This is a genomic window from Psychrobacter sp. JB193, from assembly GCF_002285555.1.
Taxonomy (GTDB): domain Bacteria; phylum Pseudomonadota; class Gammaproteobacteria; order Pseudomonadales; family Moraxellaceae; genus Psychrobacter; species Psychrobacter alimentarius.
Window position 1 is genome coordinate 404,240 of the sequence record NZ_NRGY01000001.1, and the last position, 13,102, is coordinate 417,341.

Here is a 13,102-nt window from a genome sequence, read left to right on the forward strand (position 1 = left end):
TGATTACTCATGCGCGTGTAAAAAAGCTTCAACCACCTGAAACTGGCCAGCGGTACTCTCTTCACCATACATTGCCTGTCTAAAGGCATTGGAGTTTGGAATACCGGTTGTGTACCAAGCGATATGCTTACGTGCTATCCGGCAACCCGAGTATTCGCCATAAAAATCATACAGCTCTTGTAAATGCCCCAGCACAATTTCTTTGATGTCGCTCACACTAGGTGCTTCCAAATTTTCACCTGTCTGCAAAAAATGTCCGATATCCCGAAATAACCACGGCTGCCCTTGTGCTGCACGTCCAATCATCACAGCATCACAACCTGTCAACTCATAGACTCGCTGCGCTTTTTGCGCACTATCAATGTCTCCATTGGCAATCACAGGAATGCCGATGCTTTCTTTAACGTCACGAATCAGCTCATAACGCGCTTCACCCGTATACATGTCTTCACGCGTACGCCCATGGATAGCAATCGCTGCAATTCCCGCTTGCTCTGCCCGTTTAGCCACTCGTAAAATATTTTCACGTCCATTCTCAAAACCCAATCGTGTCTTTAATGTCACGGGAGCATCGACTGCATTCACTGCCGCATCTAACAAACGTGCAACCAAATCTTCGTCTTGAAGGAGCGCCGAGCCTGCCAGCCTACGACAGACTTTTTTGGCAGGACAGCCCATATTGATATCGATAATTTGCGCACCATTATCAATCTGGTAACGAGCGGCTTCAGCCAGTTTATCTGGCTCGGCGCCTGCTATCTGTGCAGAAATAGGGGCTATCTCATTATCAAAATTGGCTCGATATAAAGATTTTTTGCGTGCATAAAGCGCCGTATCAGCAATGATCATTTCGCTGACTGCATGGCCTGCACCAAATGATTTACACAATCGGCGAAACGGATTGTCTGTGACGCCTGCCATGGGTGCAACCATCAGACGATTTTCAATCGTCAAACCACCGATATTTAATGGCTGTAATAATGGATGGTCAGTAGCAGATGAAGACGGAGATACAACAGAAGAGTTATTAGACATAAAAAACGGCTTGTATCACGAGAGGGACAAGCCGTTATTCTAAGGAATCGTACATATAATGCAAGCTATTCACGTGAATAACTTGCATTGATAGACACTAAATTTTTAACAATAAGTCTTTATTTATCAAACACACTACCCTGTTCTAACGTTATATCTTCATCATGTTCTTGCATACGCCACGGCAGGCTGTCAGGTGCCATGTTTAAGAAGTGGAGATATTTTTCGAACTGATCAATGATGTCATTGATGATAGATTCCGATTGATAACCATACAAATCATAAGTTTGACCGCCTCGGCGCAGATACACCTCAGCACGATAATGATGCTCTTGCGGCACACCATCTGCCTTATCATCTATATAATAATTGGGCACATCATACTCAGACAAACGAACCTCATACCAGAATTCGACATTATCACCACGTCTTAACTCCAGCACAGCACGATTATTGATTTCATCATAATTGACATCAGGTAGCCAACCTGTTTCTGCAAATTTCTCTGCCACTTCATTCATCGATGTCAAAACTGTGCCTTTGATATAATTCAGCACCTTCTCACGTGTTGGCTGATTGGTCATGTAGTCAATACGATCACGCCATGCGTCGAGTTTAAGCAAATGAGGCGGCAAATGATTGTCATTGGCCAAACTTTGATTGCGATGTCCTTCAATCCGTAGCGCTTGCCACATACCAAATGTTGAGATCAGTATAATAATGGCAAACGGTAGCGCGCTGACAATCGCTGCTGTTTGTAAGGCGCTTAAACCGCCCGCTATCAATAGAACCGCAGCAACTGCACCTTCAGTTAGAACCCAAAACGAACGTTGCCACCATGGTGTGTCACTACGTCCACCTGCCGCCAGCGAATCAATGACCAATGATCCTGAATCCGATGACGTTACAAAGAAGGTAATAATCAAAAGAACCGTCAACGAAGAAACGATCTGCGTAAATGGTAGATTCTCTAATAATTTGAACAAAGCGATTGCTTGGTTATTTTGCACTTCATCAATTAATGACGTATAGCCATCGACCATGATCATATGTAGAGCAGTATCACCAAAGACGGCAAACCAGAAAAATGTAAAGAACGTTGGTACCAGCATTACACCAAGCACAAACTCACGAATAGTACGGCCACGGCTAATTTTGGCTATAAATAGACCGACGAAGGGTGCCCATGCAATTGTCCATGCAAAGATAAACAGTGTCCAACTACCGATCCAATCGCTTGATTGATAAGCTTGCAAGCTAAAGGTACGCTCAACGATATTACCCAAATAGCTTCCCGTATTTTCCATGAAAGCATTTAGAATAAATATCGATGGACCAACGATAAATACGAATATCATCAATGCCGTTGCTAAAAGCATGTTTAAGATGGACAACCGCTTTACGCCCTTATCCATACCTGCTAACACAGATACTAAAGCAGCTGCTGTCACACCTGCAATAATGATGACCTGCACCGTCGTACTCACTGGCACTAGATCTGGTAGTAGGTAATTCAGACCCGCGTTAATTTGTGCTACTGACAGCCCTAGACTGGTAGCGATACCAAACATCGTACCCAAAATTGCAAACACATCTACCGTGTGACCGATAGGGCCATGAATTTTATCACCAATAAGTGGATATAGGGTTGAACGTACGGATAACGGTAGTCCATGACGAAAAGAGAAATATGCCAGTGACAAACCTACGACGCCATAAATCGCCCAAATATGAAAGCCCCAGTGGAAATAGGCAATTTGCATGGCCTCTTTCGCAGCTTCAATGGTTTGCGGTGTAGACATTGGTGGACTGGCAAAATGTAATACAGGCTCTGCTACTCCGTAAAACAGTAAGGCAATGCCGTATCCTGCAGAAAACAACATAGCAAACCATTCAAGAAACTTATACTCGGCTTCTGCATGGTCAGGACCAAGCTTAATACTTCCATAAGGCGAAAATGCCAAAGCAACAATAAACATCAAAAATATGGCGACTGCCAACATGTAAAACCAACCAAAAGTTTCGGTGGTAAACGCCAGTACTGTACTAAATAATTCGCCAGCAGCTTCTGGATTAATAGCGGTGCCAATCACTAACAATAGCATAATGGCAGCTGCGGGTACGAAGACCGGCAGCAAAATAGTGGAGCGAGGTAATTTATTCATGAAAAAATGATTCCCTCAAAAAATGAATAATAAAAGTAGCAACTCCTTCTTCAAGTGAGCACTAAATAAGTAATGTTAAATATGGAGTAAAGTTTATATAGATGGCACAGTTTTTATCACAATATGTCCCAAAACCCCAGATTATCATTGCTTTTGTAACAATACTTTAAGGAATATTACATCATAATTACCAAACAATAAAAAAGACAGCTATTCAGCTGCCTTTTGATTCATTATAAGAAAAATCAGTTATTAAGCTAATAACATATTCAAATAAAATTAACTTTCGATAGCCGTAGCAAGCTTTTTAGCTATGTCAGCCAGTTGATTATTCTCTACTTGTGTTACAGCATGGCGGCCTAACTCATGAATACTGGATGGTATGAGATGCACATGGTAATGAAAAACGGTTTGCCCTGCTTGCGCGCCATTTAGCTGCATCTGAATGATGCCTTCACGCTCAAATACTTGGCGCTGTGCTTGCATTACTTTTTTGCAAGTCATCAAGACGGCGGCAGCATATTCTGGCTCAAGATCTGCTAAATCAATGGCTTTTTGCTTGGGTATGACCAGTACATGACCTTCTGCTTGGGGCATGATATCCATAAAGGCAAGCGTTTTATCATCTTCATAGACTTTATGATAGGGAATATCCCCACTAAGCATTTTTGCGAAAATGTTATTGTCATCGTAAGTCACTTGCTTATTATTTTGGCTCATATTTATTCCTTTATTAGTTTGATTTTAAATAATTCAGTAGGCTTTTCGAGTCATTGGACGGTCTTGAATATAGTGGACTAAACGTTATGTCAGTACAAGATATGATAGTGTGCTTCAAAGAAGCGATAAAGTCTATTCTCACTGTTGTTCGCTAATTTATTAGCGAGCTAGGTGCTTTAAATGTTATATTACTACCCTACTTTAAGAACACAATGCTTATGGATTCGTCTACTTTGCCCACTCAATCAAATATGAATGAGACTCCTACAAACGCTGATAATTTGGCGCCCAAATCTTTGTCAAAAAACGTTGTACCGACGAATTTTGTACATACCGATTCTGTACATGGTAGCACTGAGAACGAAAACGGTGTACAGACTATTGAGCCTAACGCTATCATCTTAGCAGAAGCCTTGACTGACAAAACCATCAGCTGGCAAATACACAATTGTAAGATCACCAAAAAGACAATCACACAAGATCTACCGCTACCCTTTTTGTATCATTACGATAGCTTAGATGAGAGTATCAAGGCAGCCTATCCACTAACGCCTGCATTACTTGCCCAGTTTAATACGCCTATGACGACTCATGAAGCCGCCACACTGATTGGTATCAATAAAGATGCCTTATCTGATCCTTGGCATGTAAAAATCATCGGCTCATTGGTCGTGTTTAGTGAGGCATTGCAATTAGCTGTACGTTTGCATTGGACCAATACAGGTAAAGAGACCCAGCAGGTATATACTAAAAACGAAGCAGAAGCCGTTGTTGCTGCTTTTAAAGACTGGCAGTTTTTTGGTCGTGTTGATGTTCTTTATAAAAATGACAAACAGACGTTAGTGAGTATCGATGAACAACAGTCTCAGCCTGAATCGCTATTGACCATTAATGCTAGAAGTGATTATCAACAGCTTTTACCTGCTCATGCATTGGCAGCGATTGCGAAGCTAGAAGCGGACAAAGCAGATCTGCCTTGGTTTGATAAGGCTATTTTAGCGCGCCTTGAATAGTATCTTTAACGTATTTTTGATTACATTCAAACCATTACCATAACTGAGCTATTTTTATTTATTCATAGCTAATGGTATGGTATTGACTTAGTATTATTCACTAGTCCTCACTCTCTATAAAAAGCAAACTATCCTCATCACACTTGAGGAAGCACTTTTAACAAACCTCGCCTATTTGTAAGGAATTTCACATGGATTATCGCTCAAAAACCTCTACTGGTGGTCGTAATATGGCAGGTGCTCGTGCACTATGGCGTGCAACTGGTATGACTGATGGCGACTTTGGCAAACCAATTATTGCCATTGCCAACTCATTCACCCAGTTTGTACCAGGTCACGTACATCTAAAAGACCTTGGTCAAATGGTCGCACGTGAGATTGAGAAAGCCGGCGGTGTGGCAAAAGAGTTTAATACTATTGCTGTCGATGATGGTATTGCGATGGGTCATAGTGGCATGTTGTATTCATTGCCAAGTCGTGACTTGATTGCTGATTCAGTAGAATATATGGTCAATGCACACTGTGCCGATGCGCTTGTTTGTATCTCAAACTGCGATAAAATCACCCCCGGCATGCTGATGGCGGCGATGCGTCTTAATATTCCAGTGGTATTTATTTCAGGCGGACCGATGGAAGCGGGCAAGATTTTAGCCAGCACCGTTGGTAAGAGTCACAACACCGATGGCGATGACAGTAGTGCCATCCGTAAACTTGACCTTGTCGATGCAATGATGGACGCGGCTGATGACAGCATTAGTGATGAAGATGTGGCCGCTATTGAGGCTTCAGCCTGTCCAACTTGTGGTTCATGCTCTGGTATGTTCACGGCCAACTCAATGAACTGTTTGACTGAAGCATTAGGACTGGCCTTACCAGGCAACGGCTCACTACTTGCCACCCATTCGCTGCGCCGCGAGCTGTTTTTAGAAGCGGGTCGTACCATTGTCTCACTAGCCAAACGTCGCTATGAGCAAGATGATGACTCTGTATTGCCCCGCTCTATTGCAACCAAAGCGGCTTTTGAAAATGCCATGAGTTTGGACATCGCCATGGGTGGTTCAACCAATACGATATTGCATTTACTTGCTGCTGCCAATGAAGCCGAAATCGATTTCAAAATGGCTGATATTGACCGTTTAAGCCGCGGCGTGCCTTGTCTAGCAAAAGTTGCCCCTGCTTCGCAAAAATATCATATGGAAGATGTGCACCGTGCGGGCGGTGTCTTTGCACTACTGGCCGAGCTTGATCGTGCTGGATTACTAAAAACGGATGTGCCAACCATCCATAGTAATACCATGAAAGAAGCGATTGATAAATGGGATATCATGAATCCTGCTAATCATGAGGCGCGCGCACGCTTTCTGGCAGCACCTGGCGGTGTACGAACCACTGAAGCGTTTTCACAATCGAAAGAATGGTCAAATCTAGATGTCAACCGTGAATCCGGCTGTATCCGTAGCGCAAAACACGCTTACTCAAAAGATGGTGGTCTTGCGGTACTGTATGGCAATATCGCTGAGCGTGGCTGTGTGGTCAAAACTGCTGGCGTCGACGAGAGTATCTTAACGTTCACAGGTCGTGCACGTATTTTTGAGTCCCAAGACGATGCAGTCGCTGCCGTTTTAGACGACAAAATCGTTGCCGGTGATGTGGTTATTATTCGTTTTGAGGGACCAAAAGGCGGTCCTGGTATGCAAGAGATGCTCTATCCAACAACCTATCTCAAATCAAAAGGGTTAGGAAAGCAGTGTGCGCTACTGACGGATGGTCGTTTCTCTGGTGGTACATCCGGCTTATCCATTGGTCATGCCAGTCCAGAGGCTGCTGAGGGCGGTGCTATCGGCCTGGTTGAAGAAGGCGATACCATTCATATCGACATTCCAAATCGTACCATCAATATGCAAGTAAGTGATGCAGAGATAGCAGCTCGTCGTGACGTGATGGAGGCTCGTGGTCGCGATGCATGGAAGCCTGTCAGTCGTGAGCGTTATGTGACGCCTGCTCTGCGTGCTTATGCTGCCATGACGACCAGTGCTGATACTGGCGCAATACGTGATGTCAGCCAAGTAGAGCGTTAAGCCAAACAGCTATTTATAAGTCTTACCTTATAAATTGTTAGAAAATCCTTATAGAAGTATGTAAAGCCTGCACTATGCAGGCTTTTTTTCACCAAAAAACAACACAGCAATCGTTTTGATAACGATTTTTTGCGACATTGAAGTCAATTTATCGTCATGATAAGCAGGTCTTCTATTTCTTATGGCAGATACCTCCATTATCTAAATATATCCACGTTACGTCTAACCGCCAATCAATATCAGTTGCTCATTTTGTACGTTTGCAAGTCTTAAAAACCCTATATCGGTGCATGAAACCCTTATGATAGAAAACTATAACTTATTCTTATTAATCTGCGGTGTCGCCTTTTTATTCGGCGCCCTGTTTCCTATTATTTTTAAAAAGACCCCTATTTCATTGCCCATGCTACAAGTCACATTAGGCGTGATAGTAGGCTATTTCTGGATCACTCTTACTTTTTTAGATCCTATTGATAATGGCGTGATTATCGAGAAGCTCACCGAGTTTGTGGTGATTGTTTCGTTAGTCAGCGCTGGTATTAAAATTGACACCCCTTTAAGTTGGCGATTGTGGCGTCCCACGACACGCCTTTTGCTCATCACCATGCCGATTGGTATCTTTTCGATGGCAGTATTGGGCTATTATGCCTTTGGTCTTACTTTAGGAGCTGCCCTCTTACTCGGCGCAGTGCTGGCACCTACTGATCCCGTTTTGGCTTCTAGTATCCAAGTGGGTCCACCCAATACTGGTGGTGAAGACACACCGCGCTTCGCGCTAACCTCAGAAGCAGGGTTGAATGATGGATTGGCCTTTCCTTTTGTGTATTTGGCCATAAAGATAGCAGAAGCATTTAGCGAGGGTAATAGTATTACCAGTGAACTGCTTTGGGAATGGTTCACTCATGACGTGCTGTGGAAAATTGGTGCAGGCTTGGTGACTGGTATTATCGTTGGTAAGGTTATGGCCAAAATGGTATTCTCGAAACATACCAAAGACACAACCATCTCACAAGGTTATGTCGTCATTGCTCTCACCTTGGTCGCTTACGGATTAGCAGAATTCGTGCATAGTTATGGTTTTATTGCCGTGTTTATCGCCGCGTTTGCTTTCCGACGTTCAGAACACAAGCACGAATATCATGAAAAGCTACACGACTTTGCAGAGCAATCAGAAGGCTTGCTGATGACTTTGGTGTTGGTCACTTTTGGGATATTTTTGGGTCAAGGATTGCAATCTGGGGTTGAGCTAACGTGGCGCGTATATATCGTCAGTTTTGCTTTCTTATTATTCATACGTCCGATTGGTGGTTTTATTGCTCTTTCAGGGTTGAAGCTTCCTCGTACCGAAAAATATGCAATCTCAGCACTGGGTATCCGTGGTATTGGCACCCTGTACTATTTGGCTTATGCACTCAATCAGGGATTTTTCGGCGAGGAAGATGCACTCAAACTATGGGTGGTCTGTTCAATTGTTATTTTAATTTCGATATTTATGCATGGTCTTAGTGCCAACAGACTACTTAAAATGGTACCAAACAAGACCTAGTAAATGAATATTATCAGCTCATGTTAACTGGCTAAGTGAGCTATGCTGAAAAAACTATAGAACCAAACTTGGTAAACTAAGTGTATTCACAGGAGTTTATCATGACTAAGAAAGTCAGAACCTACAGTGCAGCTTTTAAAGCTGAAGCCGTCAAAAAGATAGCAGATAATAATGGCAATGTTTCAGCGACTGCAAAGCAGCTAGGTATAGCGATGCAGACCTTATCTAACTGGCAGAATAAAGCGAATGAAGGCAAGCTTGTCGGCACTAAGCAATATGATCCTGAACTCATGGCCATTATAGAAGAGAATAAACGTCTTAAACGTGATCTCAAGGTTGCTCAGGAGGAGCGAGACATTCTAAAAAAGGCGACGGCGTACTTCGCGAAGCACAGTTGATGAAGTACGTCTTTATCAAGGATAACCAGAAAATATTTAGCATCACCTGCATGTGTCACGTATTAGATGTTAAGCCATCAAGCTATTACAACTGGATAAATCGTGGCATCAGTAATCAGCAGATCCATCGCAATCAGTGTGAGTTGCTAGTCAGAGTGGCTCATGATGAGACTAAGCAGCGCTATGGCTATGAGCGACTGTATGCTTACCTTACAGGGCAAGGATATGCCATAAGTAAGTATATGGTTAGACGTATAAAGGAAGAATGCGGCATTAAATGCCGTCGTCACAAGCGCTTTAAAGTCACCACCAACTCTAATCACAACAAGCTGGTCTATCCAAACCGTCTAGAACAGAAATTTAATGCCAATCGTCCTAATGAGGCTTGGGTCAGTGACATCACTTATATTTGGACAAATGAAGGTTGGCTATACTTAGCAGGTGTTAAAGACCTATATACTAAAGAGCTCGTCGGCTATGTCATCAATAAGCGCATGACCGCTGATTTGGTATGCCGTGCACTTAATATGGCAATCAAAAACAAGCGACCTAGCCAAGGGTTGATTTTACATTCTGACAGAGGCAGTCAGTATTGTAGCAATGAGTATCATAAGATCATTAAGTGCCACCAATTTACAGGCTCGATGAGTGGTAAAGGCAACTGCTTTGATAACGCGCCCATAGAGAGCTTCTGGGGCATATTAAAGAATGAGCTGGTGTATCACCAAGACTATAAAACAAGATTCGAAGCCATCAACGATATCACTAAATATATTGAGCTTGAGTACAACCAAACTAGAATTCAAAAGGGCTTGGGCTATAAAACGCCAAGACAGGTGTGGTTTGACTATTATCGTCAGGCTGCGTAATTAAAATCTCCCAAGTTTAGTTGTACGGATTTGACGGCAGGGGTCAAAGCGCGTCTCATTGATCAAAAGTAGCACAGCTTCTGTTAATGCGAACTGACGAATATCATTTAGCATGGTGGTATCGAAGTTATGAATAAAAGCGAATGACAATTGACGTGAGGGGTCACACCAGGCAACTGAGCCGTTATAACCCATGTGCCCAAACCCTGATGTTTGAGGCTTGAGTGCCTCGTCAGCGCTTTTATTATGGGTGCACAAGGTAAACAACCGATGATAGCCCAAGCGCCATTGCATCGAGGCTGGCATAACGGCATCTGGACCTGTCATTTGCGGTGTAGAGAGCTGCTGAAAGGTTTTATGATCAATAAGCGTCTGTCCTTGCCACTCACCGCCATTTGCTAACATGGCATAAATAGTCGCTAGCGCATCTGCTGAGGCAACACCATTGGCAGCTGGAATGACTGCTTGTAATGTCTCACGCTTGTGATAGTCAATCGGTTGTTTGCTGGCAGGTATGAGTGCTGCCTTGTAGTTTCTTAGATTGAGCTGACTGGTATCAAAGTACAGACGAGTGATACGCGCTGTGTCTAGTTTTGGCAACTCATTATGCTCATCAGAGTCTACTGTGTTCTCATCATCCATGGTCTTCTTATTGGCTACAGCCTGCTGCCGCCAACACGAATAACTGGGTAGATTTTCATAAGTGCGTAAGGTACTTAAAGAATCAGGTTTTAAAACAGGCTTACGATTGTGACGTTTATGACGTAGTAACGCGTCCTCACTCTCTGACGCATCAAAATCTTGAACCAGCGTTGCTACCTGCTCTACTTTGCTATCAGGTACGCCAAAATAGCAGCTGTCTGCAATACCCAAAGGCTCTGTTAAGTAATGTATCAACGCTTTGGCTAACGACATATTGGTGACAGCCTCTGTTACACCGCCTAATACCCAGCCGTAGACCAAGGCACTATAAGCGCTATCATAAGCTGCTGCATTTGTGGGTGATGTGATGGGCATAGCCGCCACTTTTTCTAACATAACAGACCAGTCAAGCATTGTTTCGCTATCGGCATCAATGCTTTGAATAGAGAACAAATTTGCCTGATGCGATAGCACACTACGCAAAGTAATGTTTTCTTTACCATTTGCTGCAAATGCTGGCCAGTAGCTAGCAATAAACGCATCATAGTTCAGCAATTGTTTTGAAACCAATACATGTACCAGCGTTGCCAGCACCCCTTTACCAGTAGAAAAATTGATCGCCAACGTATCAGGCTGCCATAGCATATTCGAGCGTGCCATACCTGTGCTTGCCTTGCCAATACACTTTCCCGCTTGATAGACCACCACAGTGCCGCCTGCTGGTCCATCTTCTAATTGCAAATCGGTTAATATTTGTTGTAGGCGCTGCTGAAATTCTGAATTAATCTGTTGATCCACGCTCTGATTGTTCTCTTTGTGGTGGTCAGTCATGGTGGCTTTGCTCCATTTTTATAAAATAAAACACAATGTATTATCATTTGAGATTGAACGGCCCTATGATAAACACAAATCAAACATTTACCCATAAAAAAGGCCACCTAGTGGTCGCCTTTTATTATCAAACGATGATACATGAATAAAGTATTGGCTTAGCGTGGTACAAGCAAACGCTTAAAAACCTCATCTTCAAGTTTCGTCAAGCCATGACTACGACCTCGTTCCATTGCTGTATCCATCTTACGACCACGTAACCAGCCCGCACGCAAAGCAATCGCTGCCCCTACTCGATTGCCAGACCCGCAGTGTACGGCTATTTTTTTGCCATGATGTTGCCGCAAGATATTATCAAATGCCAGTATTTTGAGCTGCTTTAAATCGGCAGCACCGCTAATTGGTAAGTGCTCGTAACCCATACCTACGCGCTCAACTGCAGCGGCTTCATCAAAGCTTAACTCTTCGTCCGGTTGCAAGTTGATCACTACGTCGATTCCCGCTTTTGCTAACGCTGCTACTTTTTCTTCGTCAAGCGCACCACATACGACAGTGTTTGCATCGGGACGAAAGTACGGCTCAATAACAGAAGCAAGATCGACACCATTGTCAGGAGCGTCATTATGAACATAATCGTCATTGATCAAACTGTCGCTGCTCACATTTTCACTCGTAGAACTATTGTTAGTCACGTTGTCATTAGCAGCTATATTAGTGGCTACTGAACTGTCTCGCTGATCTTTGTTTGTAGCATTGTCTTGTAAACTGATGGCTTGTGAGCTAGTATCTTTTGGACTGGTATTTTGTGAAGTCATAGTTATAAATTGGTTCGTTAAATATGGCTATATAAAATAAGAGTTGTCTTACGCTATTTACTACCACTCTGTAAGGTAACAGTGCCAGCCAAATGCGGTTTGTCGTTTTTTGAGCTGTACAATCCAAATTGGCAAGTATCTTCTGCACTCTCAAGCTGTGAGACTGGATCAGCAATCAGCTCAACCTCAGCTGGCAAAAATATCGGCAGCTTAAATGACACATCAACGGTACAAGCATCAGGCAATTCATCCATCATAGCAAGACATTTGGCCTTTGACCACATACCATGCGCAATCGCTTTGGGGAACCCAAAAGCACGAGCTGACAACGGATGTAAATGGATAAGGTTAAAGTCACCTGAAACAAATGCATAGCGACGACCGATATCTTCTGGCACTTCAAAAATACTATGTACGCCCTGCTCTTTAACTATTGGCTTAACCGTTGCTGAACGTGGCGCACTCTTTTTATCTTTGCTGCTACTGGGTTTTTTGCTGCGTGATAGGTAAGTTGATGTTCCTTCCCAAATCACCTCATCTTCTGATTTGACTGTGGTCACAAAGTCAAATTGTTGACCTTGAGCATGGTCACGTAAATTATCAAAAGCCACCGACAGCGCCACTGTTTCGCGCTCACCGATAGGACGATATTGGGTAACACTATTGTCAACGTGTACTAAGCCTAACATAGCAAACGGAAACGGTTCTTTGACCATCATATTCATTTGTAGCGCTTGAGACAGTACAGAAAAATACGTAATAGGGACTTTACCATTGTTAGCAAAACCACAAATCTTTCGGTAATCGTTTAAGTTTTCTTGGTCAATATGCAGATCATCGACATGATAGGTCGCTTGCGGCAGCTGATCTTTACTAATTTTGCCGCTATTACCCATAGGCAGTAAACTTTTTACAATATTGGCGTAGGTAGTATGCGCTTTTGGCAACGCATCATAATGTTTGTCTGACATAAATAAATCCTAAGTGGGG

Annotated in this window: 10 protein-coding genes; 4 read left to right on the forward strand and 6 right to left on the reverse strand. The window is 43.1% G+C overall.

Annotated elements, in window-relative coordinates:
* Positions 1 to 3 precede the first annotated feature (3 nt).
* The 3 genes from dusB to CIK80_RS01650 form a co-directional block, all read right to left on the reverse strand.
* On the reverse strand, positions 4 to 1,035 hold the full coding sequence (gene dusB / locus CIK80_RS01640) for a tRNA dihydrouridine synthase DusB (RefSeq protein WP_095568605.1): 1,032 nt from the start codon (positions 1,033 to 1,035) through the stop codon (positions 4 to 6).
* A gap of 119 nt (positions 1,036 to 1,154) precedes the next feature.
* Positions 1,155 to 3,200: a BCCT family transporter gene (locus CIK80_RS01645; RefSeq protein WP_095568606.1), complete on the reverse strand. Its 2,046-nt coding sequence runs from the start codon at positions 3,198 to 3,200 to the stop codon at positions 1,155 to 1,157.
* 279 nt (positions 3,201 to 3,479) lie between these two features.
* The gene (locus CIK80_RS01650; protein ID WP_095568607.1) at positions 3,480 to 3,920 is read right to left on the reverse strand and encodes an HIT domain-containing protein; all 441 of its coding nucleotides are present in this window, start codon (positions 3,918 to 3,920) and stop codon (positions 3,480 to 3,482) included.
* Positions 3,921 to 4,138: 218 nt separating this feature from the next.
* On the opposite strand from CIK80_RS01650, the gene CIK80_RS01655 reads away from it, so the two are divergent.
* The 4 genes from CIK80_RS01655 (at position 4,139) to CIK80_RS01670 (ending at position 9,824) form a co-directional block, all read left to right on the forward strand.
* Positions 4,139 to 4,933 (forward strand): hypothetical protein, encoded by a 795-nt coding sequence (locus CIK80_RS01655; RefSeq protein WP_179288301.1) that lies wholly within the window; start codon positions 4,139 to 4,141, stop codon positions 4,931 to 4,933.
* Between the two features lie 191 nt (positions 4,934 to 5,124).
* Entirely contained in the window at positions 5,125 to 7,011 is a 1,887-nt protein-coding gene (gene ilvD / locus CIK80_RS01660; protein WP_095568609.1) for a dihydroxy-acid dehydratase, read from the forward strand.
* Positions 7,012 to 7,312: 301 nt separating this feature from the next.
* Positions 7,313 to 8,557, forward strand: coding sequence for a cation:proton antiporter (locus tag CIK80_RS01665; RefSeq protein ID WP_095568610.1), 1,245 nt, complete (start codon positions 7,313 to 7,315; stop codon positions 8,555 to 8,557).
* Positions 8,558 to 8,658: 101 nt separating this feature from the next.
* A protein-coding gene (locus CIK80_RS01670) for an IS3 family transposase (protein ID WP_095568611.1) occupies positions 8,659 to 9,824 on the forward strand; the annotation gives its coding sequence in 2 pieces (ribosomal slippage) (positions 8,659 to 8,917 and positions 8,917 to 9,824; 1,167 coding nt in all).
* Here the strand turns inward: CIK80_RS01670 and CIK80_RS01675 are convergent.
* From CIK80_RS01675 to CIK80_RS01685, 3 genes are all read right to left on the reverse strand, one after another.
* Entirely contained in the window at positions 9,825 to 11,297 is a 1,473-nt protein-coding gene (locus tag CIK80_RS01675; RefSeq protein WP_095568612.1) for a serine hydrolase domain-containing protein, read from the reverse strand.
* A 158-nt stretch (positions 11,298 to 11,455) separates the two neighbouring features.
* The gene (locus CIK80_RS01680; protein ID WP_257011659.1) at positions 11,456 to 12,112 is read right to left on the reverse strand and encodes a sulfur transferase domain-containing protein; all 657 of its coding nucleotides are present in this window, start codon (positions 12,110 to 12,112) and stop codon (positions 11,456 to 11,458) included.
* A gap of 53 nt (positions 12,113 to 12,165) precedes the next feature.
* Complete coding sequence (locus CIK80_RS01685; RefSeq protein WP_095568613.1) at positions 12,166 to 13,083, reverse strand: MaoC/PaaZ C-terminal domain-containing protein; 918 nt, start codon at positions 13,081 to 13,083, stop codon at positions 12,166 to 12,168.
* Positions 13,084 to 13,102: the final 19 nt, after the last annotated feature.